Origin of the sequence: Psychrobacter submarinus (genome assembly GCF_904846685.1) — a bacterium.
Lineage (GTDB): Bacteria > Pseudomonadota > Gammaproteobacteria > Pseudomonadales > Moraxellaceae > Psychrobacter > Psychrobacter submarinus.
Genome location: NZ_CAJHBQ010000001.1, coordinates 229,654 through 254,720 on the forward strand (window position 1 = coordinate 229,654; position 25,067 = coordinate 254,720).

Genomic DNA, 25,067 nt, shown 5'->3' on the forward strand with positions numbered 1-25,067 from the left:
AAGGACAAAGTATGAAAACTCTATACTCAACCAAAGCCACAGTCACTGGTGGCCGCACTGGTAATGCGTCACTCAATGACAGCGATCTAAAAATCAATATGGCGCCTCCTGGCGGTAACATGGAAGGCAATAATCCTGAGCAATTATTAGCAATGGGTTATGCGGCTTGCTTTGATAGCGCCTTAGGTGTGGTCAAAAAGATGGAAAAAGCCAGCTTTGGCTCTACCACTGAGACCACTGTCGATCTTAAGCAAGGCGATAACCATGACTATAAACTAGCAGTAAAAATTCACGTTATTGCCGATAGTACGGATATCTCAAGCGATGAGTTTCAAAGACTCGTAGAAAAAGCCAATGAGGTCTGCCCTTATTCAAAAGCGACTAAAGGCAATATCGAGATGGAAGTGACCTCTGAAGTCAAATAAAGCAAGCCGCTACTTTATGTTATGACATATCTTAGAGTATAAAAGTCAGAGCATAGAAGCACAGAACGTTATCAGCATTTATCGTGCTCATAGCGTTCTTTTTTTAGGTTTTTAGGTATAGACCTGATAAATTTTACACCATTCGGCACGCGCTCGTTTTATCGTTATAATATGGTCATACTATATTTTAATACTTGCTAAATTTTGCTACCTGCTAATAAGTGACCTCTTATGACTACTCATACCAAAGACAACGATCACAACTCCCACTCGCCTATCGACCCTGATACCTTGCCTAACTTTGACGCTATGCCAAACGTGGCCACTATGGACACCAGTCAGGTCAATAAAGATCAGCCGCCTTTTATCTTGGTTGACGGATCATATTATCTGTTTCGCACTTATCATGCGCTGCCCAAAACCATGCAAAACACCCAAGGGCTGACTACTAATGCCATCCGCGGTACATTGAACGCGCTGCTTAAGCTGATGCGCCGCTATCACCCGACTCATATGGCGGTGTGTTTCGATACTAAGTCGCCCACTTTTCGCCATAAAATGTCAGAAGAATACAAAGCCGGACGTCCGCCAATCGATGCCGAACTGGTTGAGCAGATCCCTTATATCCATCGTTTGGTCACCGCATTAGGGATTCCCTTGCTGCGTATTGAAGGCGCAGAAGCCGATGATATTATCGGAACGATGGCTTATCGCGCTGTCGCACAAGGCCATCACGTGGTCATCTCCACTGGGGATAAAGACATGATGCAGCTGGTCAATGATGCGGTGATATTAGAAGACAGCTTCACGGGCAAGATTACTGACACCCAAGGGGTCATCGATAAGCTTGGCATCGAGCCTCGCCAGATGATTGATTATTTAACACTGATGGGTGATACCTCTGATGGTATCAAAGGCGTGCCTGGTATCGGAAAAAAAACGGCTAAAGATTTACTCGTTGAATACGGCGATATCGATAATATGCTTAAGCACATTGGCTTTATTAAAGGGCGCGGTGCTAAAGGCTTAATCGAGCACGCCGATGAGATTCCGTTGAACGCACAGCTTGCCACTATCATCACCGACTTAGATATCGGTCATGACTGGAATGATCTAAAAATCAACACTGATCCTTGTGCCCATATCGATGAGCTACGCGATCTGTACACTGAGCTTGAATTTAAAAATGAGCTGGCATCCTTAGACCACCCCAATCATCCGGCCAATGCTAATGGGCAAGGCGCGCAAAGCGTTGCCGAGACGCAGGCCAATAGCGAATCGCAAGCGCAAGTGGCTAAATCATTACAATCGACTGCCCTTGAGAACATCAAAGATAGCAAAAGCCATGACAAGGCTTGGCATACTATCCTCGACATGCCCGCCTTTGACAGCTTAGTTGCGCAGCTAGAGGCAGCGCCGCATTTCGTCCTTGATACTGAAACGACTAGTATCTACTGGCGCGAGGCGGAGATTGTCGGTCTATCCTTTGCCGTGCAAGCCCATGAAGCTTATTATGTACCGCTGACGCATCGCTTAGAGGGCGATGAGCTAACCGCCAAACAGCTCGATCGCGATACGGTACTAGCGCGTCTTAAGCCAATATTAGAAAACCCCAAAATCGGTAAGATCGGTCAGCACTTAAAGTACGATACCCATATTCTCAGCCATTATGATATCGACCTCATTGGCGCAATACACTCTGATGATAAGCAGGCGCAGAACAACTGGGCGATGGATACTATGCTTGCCAGCTACGTAATCAATGCGGCGATTACTCGTCACGGTATGGACGATCTAGCGCGGCATTATCTGCAGACGCAAACCATCAGCTATGAAGACGTTGCCGGTAAAGGCGCTAAGCAAGTCACCTTTGATCAAGTGGCTATCGATATCGCAAGCGACTATGCTTGTGAAGATGCGGACATTACTTATCAGCTGTTTGAAGTATTCAGCAAAACCCTTGCCGATGACGACAATAACCTGCGCCTACTTAATGAGCTTGAGATTCCAACCGCTGAGATTCTTTGTCAAATGGAAGCTAACGGTATCTTAATCAAACGCTCGTTCTTAAATGAGCTATCCAAGCGTTTTGACGAAGAAATTATTGCTCTAGAAAAGCAGGCCTATGACATCGCTGGCGAGGAGTTTAATCTAGGCTCACCAAAGCAGTTAGGCGAGGTGCTATTTGAGAAGCTGGGCGTGTTAGGCGGTAAAAAAACCAAATCAGGTCAGTACTCTACTGGCGAAGCAATACTATCCAAGATTGATCATCCGCTTGCGGAGATTACTCTAGAGTACCGCGGCTTGTCAAAACTAAAAAACACCTATACCGACTCCCTTGATGCAGTAGCAGATAAGGACACCGATCGCGTGCATACGAGCTATCATCAAGCTTTGACCAGTACCGGGCGCTTGTCTTCAACGGATCCTAATCTACAAAACATCCCGATCCGTACTAAAACCGGACGTCTGATTCGCCAAGCCTTTATCGCGCCAGAGGGTCGCGTACTCCTTGCAGCCGATTACTCACAAATTGAGCTGCGATTGATGGCGCATTTCTCAGGCGATGCCAACTTAACTCGCGCCTTTAATGAAGGCTTAGATATTCATACTGCTACCGCAGCTGAAGTGTTAGGCAAAGCGGTTGACGATGTCACGCCAACAGAGCGCCGTAATGCCAAGGCCATTAACTTTGGCCTACTATACGGCATGAGTGCTTTTGGTCTGGCCAAACAATTACAGATGAGCCGAGGCGAGGCGCAAGATTATATCGATATGTACTTCGATCGCTATCCTAGCGTCAAGCAATACATGATAGACACGCGCGCAAGCGCCTATGAGCGCGGCTATATCGAGACCATCCTTGGCCGTAAGCTCTATACCCCTGATATCAATAACAGCAATCGCATGGTCAAACAAGCCGCTGAACGGGCCGCTATCAACGCGCCGCTACAAGGCTCAGCCGCTGACTTGATTAAGCTTGCGATGATAGCGGTCGATAAGGTGCTGCCAAAAGAGCAAGCTAAAATGTTACTCCAAGTCCATGATGAGCTGGTGTTCGAAGTGGATAGCGGCAAGGTTGATGACATTGCGCAGCTGATTACTGATGCGATGCAAGATGTGCTGCAAGATACAGCTAAAGGTATGGGCTGGGACATTGAGTTTGCCGTGCCATTATTGGTCGAGACCGGTATCGGTGAGAACTGGGATGAGGCGCATTGATATCATTACTAGGTATATTAATATAGGTTAATATTAAAAATATTAATATAAATAATTGATGAATTAGTCATAGTTATCAATAGCATATCATATTAGCACGTATTATAATGACGCTTTATGTTAGTTATACCAACCATCTAACTGGGTTGATATGAGTTAATATACTTAAAAAAGTGAGCTTTTGAGCTCGCTTTTTTCATTTCTACTATTATTTATCATCGCTTAGGAGCCGCTCATTTTTACTGAAAACGGTATCATAGAAATCGCTAGTGTTGTCCTGCTGATGCTGTGTTTACTGCGCTGCATACAACACACTATGCAAAGCCATCTTAAGCAAGGCGTTTATTTTTGGATAGCCGCTGTTTTAGTGCTTTTTACTGTTATTCGCCGCGAACTAAATCATCTTCCTGATTTGTTTATCGATATGCAGGCGCTTTGGTTAGGCCATAACTACGACTGGTGGGAGGATCGCCTCTTGCTAGTCATTTATATAGTAGCACTAGGATTGTTGATTTACGCTTGGCGTTACTGCTGGGCGGTATTAAAAACGACTCCGCTGTGGTTATATCTAAGCGTCGCAGCTTTGGCATTACTGCAGTATATAGGCGAGAACGCTATTGGCTTCTCCCATAGCTTAGGTATAGTGGTGGAAGAGTTATCTGAGGCGGTTATTTATCTACTGGCTCTTGGTTATTTGTGGTCGTTTAAAGTGGCAGGATTTGAAGAGCGTCTGGAGCGCAGATTAGAGCTCAAGGAAGTGACTCATTAAGCCCCTATCAAGCCAATCGAGACTTTAGTTACCGATACCCTCTAGCATTCGATAGTGGGCTTTAGGTATGCTAGCTTATTGATAGTTATGACTGTTTTATTATTATTAAGACACGCACTCCCCACACTCACTTTTACTGTTACTCTAAGAATAGGATAGGTTATGAATGTACTCATCACTGGCGCATCACGCGGTATTGGTCTTGCGACAGCTAAGCGTTTGGCTGCCAAAGGTCACTGCGTTGGACTCTTCGATATCGATACGCATGAGCTATCGCACGCTATCAAGCAAAAGGCATTCAAAAAAGCCAATAAAAACCAGCGCGTGATTACAGGCGATTTAGATGTCACTCAAACCGAATCTTGGGATAACGCCATCGAGCAGATGGTCAATAACTTCGGCGGTATCGATGTGCTCATCAATAACGCTGGGGTGCTGGTCAGCGGTGTGCTGCCAACGACTGATTTGGACAAGCAATTATCCCTAGTCGATATCAACTGTAAAGGTGTGTTGATCGGCTGTCATAAAGCTGCGCCGTATCTTGCTGATAGCACCAATGGTAAGATTATTAACCTATCTTCTGCCTCTGCGATTTACGGACAGTCTGAGGTCGCCACTTACTCCGCCAGTAAGTTCTTTGTACGCGGTCTGACCGAAGCGCTCAATGTCGAGTACGCAGACATGGGCATCAAGGTGATAGATGTGATGCCACTTTGGGTCAAATCCGATATGACCAAAGACATCGAAGTGACCAGTATTGATCGCTTAGGCATCAATCTAACGGTCGATGATGTCGCCAAAAAACTATGTAAGCTCAGCGGCTGCGCGAATCGAAAGATCTCAAAAACCCACTATCCTATTGGTTTACCGGCCAAGATATTGCATAGCACCTCGCAGGTGACGCCAGACTCAGTCATTCGCTTTATTAATAAAAAGATTGGCGCTAAGTAGTTTTTAGCATTGCCACTGTTCATTACTGTTACTATTCACTACTCCTACTAGGGCGTGTTGAACATTCGACCATGGCACTGACAGAGACTATTTTTTAGGCGATTTGCAGATAAAAATGGTAAGTTTAGTCGTTCTAAGCGTCTATTTTTATCAATAAAGCGGCAAAAAATAGTCCTGTCCCTGTTGTTGTCGTGAGGGCTGATGCTAAAATCGCCCTAGTCGTTGCGACTGTTTAAATAAAATCAGCTAGCCAATGCAATAAGCATTACCTGCAATTTTCACTTAGACTAGAACTATTTTAGCGATCAGCAGTGCGCATTTGTGAATGTTCAACACGCCCTACTTATCTCAAACGGCTGCCTAATTTGGTAGTCGTTTTTTATTGCAATTGAGGCTGTGCTCAATATTTCAGAGTAATAGCCAACGTCTTACATTTTTTGACATGCTGTGACAGCTTGCTACTAGCGCGGCGCGACTTAAACCGTCAAAATACTAGCATCAATACTTGATAGCGCTTATAAGATAGCTATCAACACAAACTTTAATACCCATAATCTTAATAATGACAATAAGGAAGCTGCTATGGACAATTCAAAATCACCACTACCAGAAGAGATGGACAGCATTCATAGTAATAAAAGCACTGATATGGACCGTGATAATCAACTTGTCGATCTAGACAACGATATGCTGCGCACTATTGATAATGATGATGTGATTGACAATAGTGCCGGATTTGATAACTCAGAAGTCGGTACCAATGCCACTCAGCGCTTAACGCCTATGCATCGACAAAATGTCGATGAAGCTACTGTCGAGAACGTGTTAGTACAAGATAACTTAGACGATGACACGTATCCTAGTATAGTCGACATCGCTGATAAGGAAGCTGCCGAGCGCAGTAATGATGATGATTTTTAATAGAATAATTATTTGATTACTCAGGCTAAGTTGTAAACAGCCACAAAAAAACACGCTCAATTCAAATTGAGCGTGTTTTTTTGTTTTAAAAGCAGTAATCACCTACACCCAGCCCTCAAGCGTGCCCGCCCAGCCTTTCACCAGCGGCGCACTCATTGCTTCTAACAAGTCGATATGCGCCTCATCCATGTTCAGCGCTGGGATATAATGATACTCCTCACCGCCCGCCTCAATGAAGTTATCACGGTTCTCAATCGCCAGCTCCTCTAGTGTCTCCAGACAATCTGCCGAAAACGCCGGGCTGATGATCTGTACCGACTTGACGCCAGACTTCGCCCAGTCATCTAGCACCACATCGGTATAAGGCTTGACCCACTCTTGCTTGCCAAAGCGCGATTGAAAGCTGATAATCCACTCATCCGCGCTCAGACCTAGCTCCTGCGCGACTTGCGCGGCGGTACATTTGCAGCGGCTTGGATAAGGGTCACCTTTATCGGCGTAGGGCTGCGGGATACCATGAAAGCTAAACATCAGCTTTTCAGGCTTGCCGTGCTTGGCTTGGAAGCGGCGAATGCTATCAGCCAAGGCCTTGATATATAGCGGATGCGCGAAGTAGTCTTTGACAATGGTGTAATTGGGCAGATTGCGCTGCTTGAGCGCCCACTTATTGATCGCATCATAGACCGCGCCACTTGAGGTCGCTGAATACTGCGGAAACACTGGCAGCAAGACAAAATGATCGACGCCCTCGCCGCGCAGTTTATCCATGACATCAGGCAGGCCCGGATTACCATAGCTCATCGCTGGATGTACGGTGACTCGAAACGGCGCATTTGCCGATGCCAAGCGCGGCTCTAGCTGCTCAGCTTGAGCGTTTAAGATATTGCGCATCGGTGAGTCGCCATCCCAAATACTTGCGTAAGCTTCCGCCACGCGCTTAGGGCGGCTAGGTAATACAAACAGATTGAGAATAATCGCCCACAGGAATCTTGGAATCTCAATCACACGCGGATCGGACAAAAACTGACGCAAATAGCGACGTACCGCAGGCGCGGTCGGTGCGTCTGGTGTACCTAGATTGATCAACAACACAGCAATACGCGGAGGCAGTTTAGGTTTCATAGCAGCCCATTATTTGAATAAAGTTTATGAAGGGTTTGATAAGGTTCTCGCTACCTTTTCTTAAACATCTTAAGCTATACTTAATGATACTAAGCTGTTTTTGTGTTGCTTAGTGTAGCATTTTATCGTCTATATACGCAGGAGAAATGCCGCTCGTTTGCCCTTTGCCGCTTTGCCTTTTTAAACCCTGATAATCTAGGTTGTACTCGCAGGCGCATCGCCATACAATAGACAGCATCGGCAATGAGCATAGCGCTGTATTTGCCCCTATAAAAACGTCATCTTGCGAGGTAGCTTTGAGCGTACGTTCTGATACTAACATCCCTTCGACTAACCATTCTTCGACCGATAACGACTTTGAGGCGTCCTCCAACGGACAGCGCCAAAAAAGCGCAAAAGGTCCAAAAGGATCAGTAGGCTTAATCACGCCTAAGACGATGCACTTCTCCGAGCCGCTGACTTTGGAGTGTAATCGCACTTTGCCATCCTTTGATCTGGTCTATGAGACTTATGGCACCTTGAATGCAGACAAGTCGAATGCGATTTTGATCTGTCATGCCTTATCTGGCAGTCATCATGCTGCTGGCTACTATAATGAGGACGATAAAAAAGCCGGCTGGTGGGATAATATGATCGGCCCTAATAAAGCCATCAATACCAATCAGTTCTATGTGGTGTGCGTTAACAATATCGGTAGCTGTTTTGGCTCTACTGGCCCGACCACTGTCAATCCTGAGAGCGATGACGGACAAGTCTATGGCCCTGACTTTCCGCTGATCACCATCAAAGATTGGGTCAAAACCCAAGCCATGCTCTCTGATCGCTTAGGCATCGATATCTGGCATGCTATCGTTGGCGGCTCGATGGGCGGTATGCAAGCCATGCAGTGGTCCGTGGACTATCCTGATCGCCTTAAACGCTGTGTGGTCATCGCCTGTACGCCGAAGCTCTCCGCGCAAAACATCGCCTTTAACGAAGTGGCGCGGCAGTCTATCTTGTCAGATCCTGACTTTATGGGCGGACGCTATCTACAAGCAGGCACGTACCCTAAGCGCGGCTTGATACTGGCGCGGATGGTCGGTCATATCACTTATCTAACCGATGATGCGATGAAAGCTAAGTTCGGCCGCGACCTAAAGTCCGGCAAGTTTATGTACGGCTACGATGTCGAGTTTCAGGTTGAGAGCTACCTGCGTTATCAAGGCGAGCGCTTTAGTAAAAACTTCGATGCCAATACTTATCTTTTGATGACCAAAGCCTTAGACTATTTTGATCCAACGCGTGGCTATCAAGCACAAATCGAGCAGCAAGCGCTAAGTGATAATGAGACCAAGCAGCAAAGTATCGATCAGGTGATAGCAGACGCTGAACAAGAGGTCGAAGAAGCTGCTGTGCTAGAGGATGAGGATTCTGTTGAGCTCAATGATTTAAAGACTGCCTTTGCTCATGCGCAGTGCCAGTATCTGATTGTATCGTTTACCACCGATTGGCGCTTCGCTCCTGAGCGCTCACAAGAGATTGTCGACGCGCTAATGGCGACAGGTAAACCGGTCAGCTATACCAATATCGACGCGCCGCATGGTCACGATTCTTTTCTTTTCGATATCCCGCGCTATATGGGGGCTATCAAAGGCTTTTTGACGGCGCCGTTTATCAGCGATCATAACACTACAGACAAGCAACAGCCCAATCAGCTAACAGGAGCGCGCTCATGAGAATGGATTATCAACTCGCTGAGCGCTGGATTGCGCCGCGCTCGCACATCTTAGACTTAGGCTGTGGTAATGGTGAGCTACTCGCGCACTTACAGCAGCAGCTAGGCGTTAGCGGCTATGGCATTGAAATCGATGAGCACAAAATAAACGAGGCCATCGGCAAAGGCTTATCTATCGTCGAACAAGATCTCAACGATGGCCTTGAGCGCTTCGCAGATGACAGCTTCGATACCGTGGTGATGGCGCGAGCGCTACAAGCGGTCAAAAACCCTGACGAGCTGCTCCTCGATATGCTGCGCGTCGGCCGTGAAGCAGTGATTACCTTTCCCAACTTCGCCCACTGGCAAAACCGGATTCATTTAGGACTCAAAGGCATGATGCCGGTCTCAGAAGCCCTGCCCTATGAATGGTACAACACCCCGAACATTCATCTATGTACCTTCAAGGACTTTGAGCAGCTGTGCGCTAAGCATAATATTCGTATTCTTAACCGTTTTGCGGTGAGCGACTCTGAAAAAGGCTATGCGCCGCTTATGTCAACCTTAGTGCGTCAAGCGCCAAACTTGCTAGCGGATGTGGCTATTTACCGAGTGACTAAAGCTTAGAGCATTTAATAATTTTAAAGACAGTGGTAATAACTAAGCGCCGTAACTCTCATAAAATAGGAATAAATAAGGTTACAAAGTAGGTTATAGACTTGTGGCAATAAGTCACGCCAATGTAACTCTATGATTTTATTGGCTTCCTGCGGCGCCCAACTGTGGTAAAAGTAGGTAATTAGTATTTGAGTTTCGTAACTTTGAGTGTTAAGCTTACAAAATATTGTCAATGACAACCCATTTTCGACCGTTTATCTGGCGCTTTAGTATAAGCGATATGGCTAAAAAGGACTTTACCCCAGCCGCTACCCTAAGATAAGCTCAAGCATATTTATTTATTACTTATTCAACAACGATATTACTCAAACGAAGATATTGTTTGTTCGCTCATTACTCACTGCCTATTTTGGAGCCGCTATGAAACTCTTAAAAGCTGCCTTATTCACCGCTCTATTTTCTTGTGCTGGCCTAGCCAATGCTGAGCTAATCTCAAACGTACCGCTTGATACCTCACGTTTTGAGCTAATGTCAGTTAGTGATTTATCTGCTCGCGCTGCCCAAGGTAGCGATCACGCGCAGTTCTATCTTGCCAAGCGTCTACAAAAAGGCCAAGGCGTCAAGCAAAACACGCAGCAAGCGATCCAGTGGTACACCCGCGCCGCCGAGCAAGGCGTTGCTCCTGCTCAGCTCAATCTAGCGATTATGTATCTTCGCGGTGAAGGTGTTCAGCCAAACATCCAGCAGGCGCGTAAATGGTTAGAAAAAGCAGCCATGCGCGGCGACAACCGTGCCAGCTATACGCTTGCGCTACTCGATGAGAAGCAAAAAAACCTAGTCGACGCTTATAAGTGGTATGACCTAGCGGCTCGTGATGGCATGCTAGATGAAAAGGTACGTAATAAAGCGCGCGGCAAAATCGGTCAGTTAGCGCTTAACTTATCCTCTTCTGATATCGCAAGCGCTCGTAGCCAAGCGGATACTTGGTTTCAGAGTAAATAAATCGGCGTCAATAAAGCAAGTAAGCTTTGGCGCAGATGTCGTTTACCAATAGATCCAGCCTTTGTGCTGGATTTTTTATGGCTATAAAATAAGCGCTCAGCATCATTTAAGGACTGACGCCAATAGATGAAATTTGCTACTATCTATCCTATTATTAGCGAATCTTTTGCTAACACATATTTTGTTAGCCCATACTTTATTCAAATACCGTTATGCAGGTGATCCCATTATGGCCAAAAATGCCTTACAAGCGCAGCTCCTAAAAGCAGGTCTAGTAGACGATAAAAAAGCCAAAAAAATCAGCAAACAAGCTCAGCACGCCAAGCGAACTGGCGACGCTGCGGCTACTGAAAGCAAAAAAGCCCTAGCCGCCGCGCAAGCTGAAAAGGCTGAAAAGGATCTCAAGCTCAATCAGCAAAAGCAGCAGCAGTTAGAAGAAAAAACCCTACGCGCCAATATCATTCAGATGATAAAGCAGCATCAAATCACCGAGACCGATGGCGAGGTCAGCTATCAGTTCGTCGATGACTCTAAGATTAAGAAGATTTACACCACGCAGAAGCTCTACGAGCAAATCGTCGCAGGTTTTGTGGTCATCGCGCGCTTAGAAGACGACTACGCACTACTGCCGCGACCGCTTGCTGATCGTATCAATGCTAAGTTAGAGGGCTTCATCGTAGTGTCGAATGATAAGTCCGAGAATGAGATGGAAGAAGATGATCCATACGCGGCGTATGTGATTCCTGATGATTTGATGTGGTAGTTCGTTATAGTAGATAAGAAAAATCCAGCTTAGATGCTGGATTTTTTATTCTTAAGCCTTATTGAGAACTTGAGTCATAGTATAGTCGATACCCTTCAAAAATGACGTAGCGCTGCTGCGATGTTTCTTTTGAATAACAGTTATGCAGCGTCGAACAATAACAGCACGCAAGCAAAATTTATACTAATAGTTTTACTGCAAACTGACTATATCAGCAATAAAATATTCAAAAATTGAGCCAAATTTGCTACACTACGCCCGCGCTAACCAATTCCACAATCAGGTTAGTGTTATTGCTAGTATTAGATAGCTATCCTAAATGAATCAACGCACTAGGTTTACGTCCTAGCCCGCAGGAGACCCGTATGAGCACCAACAACCCCACTGCAACATCAGCACCCGCCTACGATAGCGAAACCAACAATATCGTTGTCGCGGCGCTTTATAAGTTTACTCGCTTCGATAATTATGAAGACTATCGCCAGCCCATTTTAGATACCATGCTGAGTAACGATGTCAAAGGCACATTGTTGATTGCCAGCGAGGGCATCAACGGGACGATTTCAGGCACACGCTCGGGCATCGATAGTGTCTTAGATTACTTGCGTAACATCGAAGCGGTTGGCAGCTTTACCTTTAAAGAGTCTTATACCAACGAGCAGCCGTTTTATCGCACCAAAGTGAAGCTCAAAAAAGAGATCGTCACGATGGGCGTCGAAGATATTGACCCTTTGCAGTCGGTTGGGCGCTACGTCAAACCAAAAGACTGGAACGCGCTGATCTCTGATCCAGAAGTCATCCTCATCGATACCCGTAACGATTATGAAGTGCAAATCGGCACCTTTGAAAATGCCATTAACCCTAATACTGAGACCTTTCGCGAGTTTCCAGAATACGTGGCAAAAGAGCTCGATCCTACCAAGCATAAAAAGGTGGCGATGTTCTGCACTGGCGGTATCCGCTGCGAAAAATCCACCGCTTATATGCGCGAGCAAGGCTTTGAAGAGGTCTATCACTTAGAGGGCGGCATCTTAAAGTATTTAGAAGAAGTGCAAAAAGAAGACTCTATGTGGCAAGGCGACTGCTTCGTCTTTGATAATCGCGTCTCGGTCAATCACGACCTAGAAAAAGGCGATTATGAGCAATGCTTTGCTTGCCGGATGCCGATCACTGTTGATGACATGCAAAGCCCCGCTTATAGTAAAGGTGAGTCTTGCCCGCATTGTATCGGTAAAGCGACCGACGAGCAAAAAGCGCGTTTTCGCGAGCGTGAGCGGCAGATGCAATTAGCTAAGGCTCGCGGTGAAGCGCACATCGGTAGCGAAGTCAAAGAGGTGATGGAAAAACGTAAAATGGCAAAAGAAGAAGCACGTCGTCAGGCAGATGAAGCCAATAACGCAAAGTAGTTATATTGTATAGAAGATCGCCTTAGCCCAGCAGCGACCCTATAAAACTTTAATCGGCAATATAAAAAAGAGACTCACTTAGGAGTCTCTTTTTTGTCTTAAGCTATAGCCCGTGACTTAGAACAAGATACGCACACGGATCGTTTCTTCGACATCTTTGAGCTGATCAAGCGCTGCAGTTGAGTCGTTATAATCGACATCCATCACTAGATAACCGACATCGCCTTCGGTCATAAGGCTTTGCGCTAAGATATTGATACCCGCTTCGGCGAACAGACGGTTGATTTGCGAGAGGACGCCTGGTACGTTTTTGTGGATGTGTAATAGACGATGCGAGCCTTCTTTAAACGGTATTGACACTTCTGGGAAGTTGACTGCGGTCGCCGTATCACCTTGGTCTGAGTATTTTACAAACTTCTCAGCCACTTCTAGACCGATATTCTCTTGCGCCTCTTGCGTTGAGCCGCCGATATGCGGCGTCAAGATGACATTGTCGAACTTACGTAGTGGCGACTCGAACTCTTGATCGGCAGATTTTGGCTCTTTTGGGAATACATCAATCGCCGCGCCGAGCACTTTACCCGACTCGATAACTGCGGCTAGATCATCAATCTCCACACAAGTACCGCGAGCGGCATTGATAAAGTAGCTGCCCTCTTTCATCTGCGCGAACTGCTCAGCGCCCATCATATAGCGCGTGCTTGGTACGTCTGGTACATGCAAAGTGACGATATCAGCGGTAGAGAGTAGCTCCTCTAGGCTGCCGACTTGTACCGCGTTACCTAATGGCAGCTTAGTCATCACGTCATGATAAATGACTTTCATACCGAAGCTTTCAGCTAGTACGGATAGCTGCGAGCCGATAGAGCCGTAGCCGACGATACCGATAGTCTTACCGCGCACTTCGTGCGAGTTTTTGGCAGACTTGCCCCAGCCGCCGCGATGGACGGTCGCATTCTTCTCTGGAATACCGCGATACAGCATGATAGCTTCGGCTAATACCAGCTCAGCCACTGAGCGCGTATTGGAATAAGGGGCGTTGAAGACCGGAATACCCATCTCGCGTGCCGCTTCAAGATCGACTTGGTTGGTACCAATACAAAAACAGCCAATACCGATGAGTTTCTCAGCTTTTTCTAATACTTGACGCGTGAGCTGCGTACGCGAGCGAATACCGATGAAATGCGCATCTTTGATTTTTTCGATCAGCTCCTCTTCATCAAGCGCGTGGCTTAAGTATTCGATATTGCTATAACCCGCTCCTTCGAGTACTTTTAAAGCGTTTTCATGCAAGCCTTCTAGTAATAGAAAACGAATTTTATCTTTTTGTAATGATAATGCCATACGAGATCTTTCCTATGATTTGTTAAGTGAGCAGTTGATTGATAAGTAGGGTGTGAGCCGTGTATCTGCTCGACTCTGTTTAAAGATAATACTACGCTGCTGATATGCCTTTTTTAGCGTACTGCTTTTACAGACGCTGCGAAACTCATGCCAGTAGTTTGCCCTGACTCTAGTATCAGTCTAAAACTATCGCTTTTAAAACCATCACTTTTAACACCATCACCGTTCAAACAAGTATGACCATTAAAAAAGTGAAAGCGACGCCCTCTTGTATTATCACTCACTTATGATGAATAAAAACAATGCGCTTATATTACACAAAATTGCCCAAGGATGTTAGGGAATAACAGGAATAAGTCGTCATCTTTTTGGTTAATAATGACTATTTGAGCCTTGCATCTGCTTAGATATAGCACCGTGATGTGCTAATATTAGACTTATCTCCTCCCCTTTATCTATTGCTACTGCTAAATCGCCGAGACTATTATGAATGACATCGTTACCGAAAACCAACCGGCCCATGAGCGCACTCACGCCGCAAAGCAAGCAGACATTAATGAGCCAAGCTTGCAGTCTGCTACTGATACTGCAGCGGTGCAAGCTATTTTACAAGCTCTGCTTCATAGCCATCAGTTTGAAGAGAGCCAAATCAAAACCGATAGCGAGAGCCTAGAGCATTGGGGTAAAGACTGGACTAAGCACTTCGCCCCAGCAGCCTCTGCCATCGTCTTCCCAAAATCAACCGAGCAAGTGCAAGCGATTGTATTATTAGCCAATGAGCATAACGTCGTCTTAACCCCAAGCGGTGGTCGTACTGGTCTCTCGGCGGGCGCAGTAGCCGCGAATGGCGAGATCGTCGTCAGCATGGATAAGATGAATCAGATTGGCACTTTTTATCCCGCTGATCGTATGGTTGAGATCGAAGCGGGTGTGGTCACCGAGCAGCTCCAGCAGTTCGCTGAATCCAAAGACTTGTACTACCCCGTTGACTTTGCTTCGGCAGGCTCGAGCCAAATGGGCGGTAATATCGGCACCAATGCCGGCGGTATCAAGGTGATCCGCTACGGTATGACCCGTCAATGGATTATGGGCTTAACGGTAGTGACAGGCAAAGGCGATATCTTGCACCTCAATCGCGGAATGATCAAAAACGCCACCGGTTATGACTTGCGTCAACTCTTTATTGGTTCTGAGGGCACATTAGGTCTAGTCACTCAGGCGCAGATTAAACTGGATCGCTTACCTCAAGACTTGAACGTCATGGTGCTGGGTATGGATAGCTTCAATGACGTTATGAACGTACTCTCTGCCTTTCAAGCGAAGATTGATCTGACCGCCTTTGAGTTCTTTGATGATACCGCTATCGATAAGCTGATGGCGCATGGACAAGTGCAAGAGCCGTTTGAATCGCGCACCAAGTTTTATACGCTACTTGAGTTCGAAGCACCTTATGAGCCCATTATGGATAAGGCGATGGCGATCTTTGAAGACTGTATGAATGAGGGCTGGGTCGTCGATGGGGTCATGAGTCAGAGCCTGGCGCAAGCGGCAGAGCTATGGAAGCTACGCGAGTATATCTCTGAGACCATCTCAGTATTCACCCCTTATAAGAACGACGTTTCGGTGTTGATCAGCTACGTGCCTGAGTTTATTGAAGAGATCGATGCGATCGTCAGCAGCAATTATCCTGACTTTGAAGTGTGCTGGTTTGGCCATATCGGCGATGGGAATTTGCATCTTAATATCTTAAAGCCTGAGAATATGAGCAAGGACGATTTCTTTGATGAGTGTCAAATCGTCAATAAATATGTGTTTGAAACCGTAGAAAAATATGGCGGCTCGGTATCAGCAGAGCATGGCGTGGGTATGACTAAGAAGCCTTATCTCAACTATAGTCGCAGTGATACTGAGATTGATTATCTACGCGAAGTCAAAAAAGTCTTTGATCCCAATAACATTATGAATCGCGGTAAGATTTTTGATATGTAATAAGGCTATTGATTTCAAAATCGCAGTAAAAAACGACGCTAAACATTTAGTCTAGCGTCGTTTTTAGTTTTATGATTGAGGTGCTGACTTAAAAAGCTAAAAGGCTTAGCAGATAATCGCTGATTGGCTCGCCAGGTTTGTAATCAGTAATTGAGCAGCAGTAAGCCGACCACCAATAATACCGCCAAAAACCCTTGCACGACTAAGAAAGCTTGGTGCGGCGCGGCCACGTGCTTGATCATATTACCCATGGCATTATAAGTGATACCCGCAGCTTTGATGTGCGGCGGCGTCTGAAAATCTTTAATCACTTGCAAAAACTGCTCAGTACGCTGGCTACTCCAACCATGCGGCGCAAAAGGTAGGAATGGGGAGAGTTGCATCGCCTGCTGTTTGGTCGCAGGGGACCACAGCCAACGCTCCAAAAACAGTAAGCGCATACGCCAATCTGAAAAGATACGCTGATCAATGGTTTCGAGTAAGAGTATCTTGATGTTTTTATGACGATTATCCGCAAATATTCGCTGTTGTAGCGCTAGTACTTTCGCTTTTTCGCCTTCTAAACATTGCAAAAAATGGCTATTGCCATAACATAGCGTACCAGTAATACCTTGCTGCTCATTATAATCACACGCATGCGCTTCTACTTCATCAAATATCGAAGCTTTTAGGCGCGAATGGAGCGTCAAACTACTCACATAAACCAAACGAATCAAAGCGGTTTCTGCTGTTTTATCTAAAGCTTTAACCGTATCGGTATGGTTTAGAAGTAAGGTCATATGCAATCCTAATAGTGGGTTAACTGACTAGTAGACCAAATAAATAAACTAAACTAGCGGTGACTGTCACGCTTACTAGGATTAACTAGTAACCTGTTGCGCAAATGTTATGATGACAAACACAGATTTTCGAGAGACAAAATAAAGGATAGATTCTAAATAGTAACTGGCAAGTAATTGTTATTATTAATTATTGTATCATCCATACTACGGATTTAATACTTTTTTTTATAAACCAAGAAAAACAGAAAACTGACTGATAAACAAGCCTAGTTAAAGGCGTAGCTTATGCATTTAAGCGAACAAATAGTTGTTTAAAAACCCATCAAACCATAGCAAATAAAGAAAGTTAATCACAGCCAACCTACGTTCAATGGCTAACACTACCAAAATAGGAACACCGATGAGCAAGATAGAAAAACTAGACGACTTTCATTTAACGATTGCCGAGATTAAGAAAAAAGACTATCCACAAGTCAAAGAGCTGATGGATCGCGTCTACGTCAACTTAGGCGGCGCTTGGTCAAAGACCACGATTCACACTCTAATCGATGCCTTTCCTGAAGGCCAAATTGCCTTATTTGACCATGATAAGCTGATCGGGATGGTGCTATCGATGCGCGTCGATTATGCCAAATTCTCAAACCCGCATACTTATGACGATCTTACCGGTCATAGAGAGATCATAAAAGACAATCCTAAGGGCGACGCTATCTACGGGTTGGATGCGCTTATCGATCCTGAGTATCGCGGTTATCGTTTGGGCCGACGCCTCTATGATGCGCGTAAAGAGCTGTGCCGGCAGATGAACTTTCGCTCTATCTTAGCTGGTGGCCGTATTCCTAAATATTATAACCATCAGGACTTGACGCCAGGCGAGTATATCGACGCTGTTGAATCACGTGAGATTCATGATCCGGCGCTCTCTTTTCAGCTGTCTAACGGCTTTATCGTCAAGCGTATTTTGACCGGCTACCTGCCTGATGATAAGCAGTCCAAAGGCTTTGCAACGCTCCTTGAGTGGGCTAACATCTACTATGAGCCCAAAGACTACAAGCCGAACACTCGCAAGTCTGAGGTGCGTATCGGCGGTATTCAGTGGCAGATGCGTGAGGTCGAGTCGCCTGAGGAGCTACTACAACAAGTCGAGTTCTTCGTTGATATCATGGCCGATTATAATTCTGACTTTGCTTGCCTGCCAGAATTCTTTAACGCGCCCTTGATGGGACTATGCGAGTCGACGGATCAAAACGTTGCCATTCGCTTTTTGGCAGATTATACCGAATGGTTTAAGAATGAAATCTCGCATTTAGCCGTCAGCTATAACGTCAACGTCATTACCGGCTCTATGCCGCTACTCGATGAAAACGATACCCTCTATAACGTCAGTTACTTATGTCGCCGTGATGGCACCGTTGAGGAGCAGCGCAAAATTCATATCACTCCCCACGAGCGTAGCGCTTGGGTGATTGAGGGCGGCGATGAGGTAAAAGTATTTGATACGGATGCCGGCCGCGTTGGTATTTTAGTCTGTTATGACGTTGAGTTCCCAGAGCTTGCGCGTCTCATGGCACTCGATGATATGGATATCTTATTTGTGCCGTTTTGGACAGACACTCAAAATGGCTACTTGCGCGTACGCCACTGCGCCCAAGCCCGCGCGATTGAAAACGAGTGCTATGTGATGATTTGCGGCTCAGTCGGTAACCTGCCACAAGTTGAGAGCCTAGATATTCAGTATGCGCAGTCGTCTATCTTCTCGCCCTCTGACTTTGCTTTTCCGCATGATGCCATCATGGCGGAGACTACCGCCAATACAGAGATGGTATTCTTCTCAGATGTGAACTTAGACAAGCTCATTCATGTGCGTAACGAAGGCTCTGTACATAATTTACTCGATCGCCGTGACGACTTATTTAGCCTAAAGTGGAAGCGTAAATCTAAAGTTTCTGCTAGTAAGTTAAGCAATGAAGAGCGCCGCGAAAACTCAGGCAGCGTACTATTAGGCGATCCGCTACAAAACCGCGCGCAAAAATCTTAAATGTTGATCTATTAAACGCTCAAGTAAACACTTAACTTTTTATAAACGGCTGACCTTTCAGCCGTTTATTTTTATCTATAAAAAGCAAGTGATTTAAATTTTAGGCTCAGAGAAAGCAATATGACGACTGATATCAAAAAAACAGAGTTAAAAGTAAAAAAAACGCCGAAGCAAAAGCTTTGGTCAGTGCTAAAGACTGCTCTACTCTATGGTCTCGTTTTTATTGTTATTTATACTGTTGTCAACTGGTGGCGACAGCCTATCATGCCAGCCAATCCGCAATTGCAGCTGACCGACTATCAAGGACAGACACTAGACTTAGCAGCGATGAGTCACAAGCAGCCTACGCTAGTGTATTTTTGGGGTACTTGGTGTCCGATATGTACTTATACCTCGCCCACTATCAACAAGCTTGCCGCTAGTGATAGCTATCCGTTAGTGACGGTGGCCATTAAGTCAGGCTCCAACCAACGGCTTGCAGAATATATGCAGCAAAATAATTTTGACTTCACCACTATTAACGACGAAGACGGCGCAATCTTCGCTAACTGGCAAGGACAAGTGACGCCCTCTTATGTGGTATTAAAAGACAGTGAGATGACGCAAGGGCTGACCGGTATTCAGCCGCTTTGGTCACTAAAATTAAGGCTATGGTTATCGTCGATATTTTAACCAAAACTAACTAAGCATCTCATCTAACGCCTTATACTCATAATCTAGCGCCTCAGCCACCGCCTTATAAGTGATATGACCTTGCGCTGTATTGACCCCTTTTGCAAAGGCAGCATCCTCCGCGCAAGCTTGCTTGACCCCTTTTTTGGCCAGCTTTTGGATATATGGTAAGGTGACATTCGATAGCGCCATCGTCGCTGTACGAGGCACCGCTCCTGGGATATTAGCTACCGCGTAATGGACGATACCGTGCTTAGTATAAGTCGGATCGTCATGCGTGGTAATGCGATCGGTAGTCTCAAAGACGCCGCCTTGATCGATAGCGATATCGATGATGACTCCACCGTCGTCCATTGACTCGATCATCTCTTCTGTGACTAATTTAGGCGTAGCTGCGCCTGGAATCAGTACCGCACCGATCACTAAGTCACTAACCTCAACACTTTCGGCGATATTGACCTTATTAGATATGAGCGTCTGGACATTATTACCGAACATCTCAGATAGCTCTTTGAGCCGCTGTGGATCTAAGTCCAAGATGGTCACATCCGCGCGCAGGCCGATAGCGATTTTGGCCGCTTCCGTGCCTGAAACGCCGCCGCCAATGATCGTGACGCGGCCTTTTTGTACCCCTGGTACGCCGCCCAGTAATATTCCTTTGCCGCCATAGAACTTCTGCAAGAACTGCGCGCCGATTTGGGTGCTCATGCGGCCGGCAACCTCGCTCATCGGGGTCAGCAGCGGTAAGGAGTTATCAGCCAGTTGCACCGTTTCATAGGCTATCGCCGTGACTTTATTCTCAACGAGTGCTTGCGCCAGCTCCGGCTCATTGGCCAGATGCAAGTAAGTAAACAGTATCAGATCTTCGGTTAAATACTGAAACTCTTCTTGCTGGGGCTCTTTGACTTTAACGACCAATTGAGCGTCCCAAGCTTTGTTGGCGCTATTGACGATAGTCGCGCCTGCTTCCTCATAATCCTCATCGGTGAAGTGCGAACCCACGCCCGCATCACATTCGACAAACACTTTATGACCGTCGCTGACTAACACCATAACGGCGCTTGGCGGGAGACCGACCCGATTTTCGTTGTTTTTAATCTCTTTGGGGATACCTATTTTCATGACGACTCCTTTATATTTATCGTCATTTATACAATGTTTTTAGCCGATATTAGGGCGTGTTGGACATTCGACCATGGCACTGACAGCGACTATTTTTTAGGCGATTCGATGTTAAAAATAATAAGTTTAGTCATTCTAAGCGCTTATTTTAACGATGAAGCGGCAAAAAAGAGTCCTGTCCCCTGCTTTTATCGTTGGGGCTGATGCTAAAATTGCCCCATACTGCGTTACAAATCTCGCTAAGGCATCTGCATTATCGTCGCTTTGTGCCTTGTCTGGAACAATTTTAGCAATCAGCAGTGCCTATTTGCGAATGTTCAACACGCCCTATTATGTATTGGATTTATGTCCGTACTTTAAGTGAAACGCTTGTTAAGTACATTTGTACACTGCTTATCGCTATTACGCAACTAAAATGACACGTGCAGTACAAGCCCCTTTTTACCCCAGTAGAATTAACATATAATAGCTGCCATTCTTAACATAATCTGACGCTAACTTATTTAAGTTCAGGCATTATTTAGGGTAAAGTGCTATTTCATCTAAGCCCTATTTAACCTTAGCTATTCGCCCCCATACATTATTTGCTTGGACTGCTAAACTATTTAACTTAAAAATTGTTTAATTTAAAAACTATTTGATTAAAAAACCGCTTAACTCAATAAACTACTTAACCTGATAAAAGATACCTTCCTATGACTGACAAAGCTACTGACACCCCTAGCCACGATTACAAAGACACTCTCAATCTAGCTGACACGCCTTTTGCGATGCGCGCTAACTTGGCCAAACGCGAGCCGGATTGGTTAGCGGCTTGGGAAGCGGACGATGTCTACGGTAAGATTCGTCAGGCGCGTACTGGCGCGACTAAGTACATTTTGCACGACGGCCCTCCTTATGCGAACGGTCAGATTCACTTAGGTCATGCGGTCAATAAAGTCATTAAGGACATGATTGTTAAGTCGAAGACGCTTTCAGGATTTGACGCGCCTTATGTGCCGGGTTGGGACTGTCATGGCTTGCCTATTGAGCAAAAGGTGGAAGCCAAAGTCGGTAAGGTCGGCAAAAAAGTCTCGGCAACTGAGTTTCGTGGTCTCTGCCGTGAATATGCAGCGACCCAAATCGAGCTACAAAAAGCTGATTTTAAGCGTTTAGGTATCTTTGGCGATTGGGACAACCCTTATCTGACCATGAACTTTCATCAGGAAGCCAATATCGTCCGTGCGCTAGGTAAAATCTACGAAAACGGCCATGTCACTCGCGGTATGAAGCCGGTCAACTGGTGCTTGGACTGTACCTCAGCATTGGCAGAGGCGGAAGTGGAATATCAAGATAAGGTCTCTGATGCGATTTATGTCAGCTTCGATGTGCTTGATACTGACAAGCTAACCGCTTTGGCAGAAATAGAGGGTACTATCTCAGTCGTTATCTGGACGACGACGCCTTGGACACTGCCTGCTAACCAAGCTATCTCAGTGCACCCTGAGCATGACTATTCGGTTGTAGCCACTGAGAAAGGCAATCTACTACTCGCTCATGATTTGGTCGAGACTGCGTTAACTGAGCTTAAGTTAGACAGCCAAGGTATCTTAGTGACCGTTTCAGGTAAGGAGCTTGAAGGCTTGCGCGCGCAGCATCCACTAATTGCAGATCGTCAAGTGCCTATTATCTTAGGCGATCACGTGACCACCGATAGCGGTACTGGCCTAGTACACACCGCGCCAGGTCATGGTCTCGACGATTATATCGTGGGTCTAAAATATAACTTGCCTGTTGAGAACCCTGTTGGCGGTAATGGTGTCTATCTAGAGAGCGCGGCGGTATTTGCCGGCGAGCATATCTATAAAGCCAATCCAAAAATCATTGCCGCTTTACATGATAATGGTCATTTGGTAAACCATACTAAGATCGAGCACAGCTATCCGCACTGCTGGCGTCATAAGTCGCCGATTATCTTCCGTGCCACGCCGCAGTGGTTTATTAGTATGGAAAAAGAAGGCTTACGCGAGCGCGCGCTCAAAGACATCCCTGATGTTAAGTGGACACCTGCTTGGGGTCAGAACCGTATCGAGTCGATGATGACCGGTCGCCCGGACTGGTGCATCTCGCGTCAGCGGACTTGGGGCGTGCCGATTACCTTCTTTATGCATAAACAGACCGGCGAGCTGCATCCGAGCACCTTGGAGCTAATGGAAACTGCCGCGCAAAATATCGCGGAAGGCGGCGTGGAAGCGTGGTTTGATGCCAGCTGTGAAGACTACTTAGGGGATGAGGCGGCCGATTATGATAAGTCTACTGATACGCTAGATGTCTGGTTTGATTCAGGAACTACTCATTATGCCGTGCTTGAGCAGCGTGATGAGCTCACCAATCCTGCCGATATGTATCTAGAAGGCTCCGATCAGCATCGCGGTTGGTTCCAGACGTCACTGCTCACGTCAGAAGCAATGTACGAGCGTCCGCCGTTTCAGCAAGTGTTGACGCACGGTTTTGTGGTCGATGAAAATGGCCGTAAGATGAGTAAGTCTCTTGGCAACATCATCACCCCGCAAGATGAGATCAATAAAACCGGCGCTGATATGCTGCGTCTTTGGATTGCCTCTAGCGACTATCGCTATGAGATGAGCGCAGGCAAGACGGTATTTAAAGGCGCAATTGATATGTACCGCCGCATTCGTAATACCCTGCGCTTCTTACTGGCGAACACCGATGATTTCGATCCGGCTAATGACAGCATCGATATCAACGAATTAGTCAGTCTTGATAAATTCATCATCGAGCGCGCGCAGGCTGTACAAGCGCAAATCGTCAGTGCTTATGATGCAATGGACTTTCACCAAGTCACCCAGCATATCACTGCTTTTTGCTCGCAGGACTTGGGCAGCTTTTATTTAGATATCATCAAAGATCGCCAGTACACCACTCAAAAGGATGGTCAGCCGCGCCGCTCGGCGCAGACCGCGATCTATCATATCGCTCAAGCCTTAATACGCTGGATTACCCCTATCTTGTCGTTTACCGCGCAAGAAGCTTGGGAAGTCTTGAACAGCAAAGATGAGCAGGCCAATAGCTATGTCTTCACTGAAGAGTGGTACGAGTTCCCAGCGCTTGAGCTGAGCACGATCAGTAGTGAGGACTGGCACCATATCATGCGCGCCAAAGACATGGTGAATAAAAACATCGAAGTCGCGCGCAGCAACAAGCTACTGAATGCCAATCTAGCCGCTGATGCCACTTTGTACGCTGATGGCGCTATGTATGACAGCTTAGCCAAATTAAGCGATGAGCTGCGTTTTGTGCTGATTACCAGTAGCGCCACCTTGAAGCCTATCAGCGCAGCGCCTGCTGATCATCAAACTAAAGATAACGAGGAAGACATCGCAGCAGCGGATTTAAGAGTTACCATTGACGTCGCCGATGGGACGAAGTGCGTGCGCTGTTGGCACATCCGTAGCGACGTCGGCACTGACAGCGAGCATCCAGAGCTGTGCGCGCGCTGCGTAACTAACGTGGTAGGCAGCGGTGAGGTGCGTCACTATGCTTGATACGCCTGAGCGTCCTACTAACGAAGTCGATCATTCGCCAAGACCTGCTCACGTTACGACAGGCAACTCGGTAACGCCTAGAAGCCGGCTGACCAAAACCCCAAAAGTGCTGGCAAATGGCAGTCGAGCCTTTGTTTGGTACTTACTGTCGATAGTGATTATCATCGTCGATCAGTGGACCAAATGGCTCGCGAAAACTAAGCTAAACTTTTTGGAGCCGATACCGGTTATTGAACCCTTCTTGAATTGGACATTGGCTTATAATTATGGTGCAGCGTTCAGCTTTTTGGCCGATGCAGGCGGCTGGCAAAAGTGGTTTTTCTCGGGTTTAGCGCTCGTGATTGCGTTGTTGTTAGTCGTATATTTAATTAGAGCGCCACGTAATGCTAAGCTGTTATCGCTAGGGCTCGCTATGGTGCTCGGCGGTGCGATTGGTAATCTAATCGACCGCGTGCGACTTGGTAAAGTGGTCGACTTTATTCATGTGCATTATGCTGATGTTTGGCATTATCCGATTTTTAATATCGCGGATATTGCGATTTGTATTGGCGTGGCTATCATTGTTATTGACATGATATTTTTGGAAGGTAAGCGCGCAGGCAAATCTAAAGGTTAGCTTTTGATACTGCTATTTTAATTGAATGAAAAAAGGGCTTACGATCATGTCAGCCCTTTTTTGCTTT

Annotated in this window: 19 protein-coding genes; 15 read left to right on the plus strand and 4 right to left on the minus strand. The window is 46.2% G+C overall.

The genetic code is table 11. The annotated features are described in order from the left end of the window. Positions 1-11: 11 nt before the first annotated feature. From JMY03_RS01135 to JMY03_RS01155, 5 genes are all read left to right on the plus strand, one after another. Positions 12-425: an Ohr family peroxiredoxin gene (locus JMY03_RS01135; RefSeq protein WP_201600246.1), complete on the plus strand. Its 414-nt coding sequence runs from the start codon at positions 12-14 to the stop codon at positions 423-425. Between the two features lie 309 nt (positions 426-734). Next, positions 735-3,647: a DNA polymerase I gene (polA, locus tag JMY03_RS01140; protein WP_227675504.1), complete on the plus strand. Its 2,913-nt coding sequence runs from the start codon at positions 735-737 to the stop codon at positions 3,645-3,647. Positions 3,648-3,963: 316 nt separating this feature from the next. After that, complete coding sequence (locus tag JMY03_RS01145) at positions 3,964-4,416, plus strand: hypothetical protein (protein ID WP_227675439.1); 453 nt, start codon at positions 3,964-3,966, stop codon at positions 4,414-4,416. 162 nt (positions 4,417-4,578) lie between these two features. Beyond that, entirely contained in the window at positions 4,579-5,367 is a 789-nt protein-coding gene (locus JMY03_RS01150; protein ID WP_201557953.1) for an SDR family oxidoreductase, read from the plus strand. 582 nt (positions 5,368-5,949) lie between these two features. Beyond that, on the plus strand, positions 5,950-6,288 hold the full coding sequence (locus JMY03_RS01155) for a hypothetical protein (RefSeq protein ID WP_201600255.1): 339 nt from the start codon (positions 5,950-5,952) through the stop codon (positions 6,286-6,288). Between the two features lie 102 nt (positions 6,289-6,390). Here the strand turns inward: JMY03_RS01155 and hemH are convergent, their stop codons facing one another. Next, positions 6,391-7,410 (minus strand): ferrochelatase, encoded by a 1,020-nt coding sequence (gene hemH, locus JMY03_RS01160; protein ID WP_201600257.1) that lies wholly within the window; start codon positions 7,408-7,410, stop codon positions 6,391-6,393. Between the two features lie 296 nt (positions 7,411-7,706). Between hemH and metX the strand changes: the two genes are divergently transcribed. From metX to trhO, 5 genes are all read left to right on the plus strand, one after another. After that, a complete protein-coding gene (gene metX, locus JMY03_RS01165; RefSeq protein WP_227675440.1) occupies positions 7,707-9,125 on the plus strand; it encodes a homoserine O-acetyltransferase MetX in 1,419 nt (472 codons plus the stop codon). Next, positions 9,122-9,730, plus strand: a complete 609-nt coding sequence (metW, locus tag JMY03_RS01170; protein WP_025644509.1) for a methionine biosynthesis protein MetW — start codon at positions 9,122-9,124, stop codon at positions 9,728-9,730. The genes metX and metW overlap by 4 nt, the downstream gene beginning before the upstream one ends. A gap of 411 nt (positions 9,731-10,141) precedes the next feature. After that, positions 10,142-10,723, plus strand: a complete 582-nt coding sequence (locus tag JMY03_RS01175; protein WP_201557960.1) for a tetratricopeptide repeat protein — start codon at positions 10,142-10,144, stop codon at positions 10,721-10,723. Positions 10,724-10,952: 229 nt separating this feature from the next. Then, a complete protein-coding gene (locus JMY03_RS01180; RefSeq protein ID WP_025644505.1) occupies positions 10,953-11,486 on the plus strand; it encodes a DUF2058 domain-containing protein in 534 nt (177 codons plus the stop codon). Between the two features lie 365 nt (positions 11,487-11,851). After that, positions 11,852-12,892, plus strand: a complete 1,041-nt coding sequence (gene trhO, locus JMY03_RS01185) for an oxygen-dependent tRNA uridine(34) hydroxylase TrhO (RefSeq protein ID WP_201600259.1) — start codon at positions 11,852-11,854, stop codon at positions 12,890-12,892. A gap of 117 nt (positions 12,893-13,009) precedes the next feature. Here the strand turns inward: trhO and serA are convergent, their stop codons facing one another. Further along, positions 13,010-14,236, minus strand: coding sequence for a phosphoglycerate dehydrogenase (gene serA / locus JMY03_RS01190; RefSeq protein WP_201557965.1), 1,227 nt, complete (start codon positions 14,234-14,236; stop codon positions 13,010-13,012). A 486-nt stretch (positions 14,237-14,722) separates the two neighbouring features. Between serA and JMY03_RS01195 the strand changes: the two genes are divergently transcribed. After that, on the plus strand, positions 14,723-16,225 hold the full coding sequence (locus JMY03_RS01195) for an FAD-binding oxidoreductase (RefSeq protein ID WP_227675441.1): 1,503 nt from the start codon (positions 14,723-14,725) through the stop codon (positions 16,223-16,225). A gap of 143 nt (positions 16,226-16,368) precedes the next feature. Here the strand turns inward: JMY03_RS01195 and JMY03_RS01200 are convergent, their stop codons facing one another. Then, entirely contained in the window at positions 16,369-17,004 is a 636-nt protein-coding gene (locus JMY03_RS01200) for a BLUF domain-containing protein (RefSeq protein ID WP_201600261.1), read from the minus strand. A gap of 403 nt (positions 17,005-17,407) precedes the next feature. Here JMY03_RS01200 and JMY03_RS01205 point away from each other — a divergent pair, with 403 nt between their 5' ends. Together JMY03_RS01205 and JMY03_RS01210 are read left to right on the plus strand one after the other, a co-directional pair. Further along, a complete protein-coding gene (locus tag JMY03_RS01205; RefSeq protein WP_201600263.1) occupies positions 17,408-19,045 on the plus strand; it encodes a carbon-nitrogen hydrolase family protein in 1,638 nt (545 codons plus the stop codon). A gap of 120 nt (positions 19,046-19,165) precedes the next feature. Next, positions 19,166-19,717: a protein disulfide oxidoreductase gene (locus tag JMY03_RS01210; RefSeq protein WP_201600265.1), complete on the plus strand. Its 552-nt coding sequence runs from the start codon at positions 19,166-19,168 to the stop codon at positions 19,715-19,717. A 6-nt stretch (positions 19,718-19,723) separates the two neighbouring features. Here JMY03_RS01210 and ald read toward each other — a convergent pair whose 3' ends face one another. Continuing rightward, positions 19,724-20,839 carry an alanine dehydrogenase gene (gene ald / locus JMY03_RS01215; RefSeq protein WP_201600267.1) on the minus strand — a complete coding sequence of 372 codons (1,116 nt, stop codon included), beginning with the start codon at positions 20,837-20,839 and terminating at the stop codon, positions 19,724-19,726. A gap of 695 nt (positions 20,840-21,534) precedes the next feature. Here ald and ileS point away from each other — a divergent pair. Continuing rightward, positions 21,535-24,384: an isoleucine--tRNA ligase gene (ileS, locus tag JMY03_RS01220; RefSeq protein WP_201600269.1), complete on the plus strand. Its 2,850-nt coding sequence runs from the start codon at positions 21,535-21,537 to the stop codon at positions 24,382-24,384. After that, complete coding sequence (lspA, locus tag JMY03_RS01225; RefSeq protein WP_201600272.1) at positions 24,377-25,000, plus strand: signal peptidase II; 624 nt, start codon at positions 24,377-24,379, stop codon at positions 24,998-25,000. Before ileS ends, lspA begins: the two co-directional genes overlap by 8 nt. Positions 25,001-25,067 lie beyond the last annotated feature (67 nt).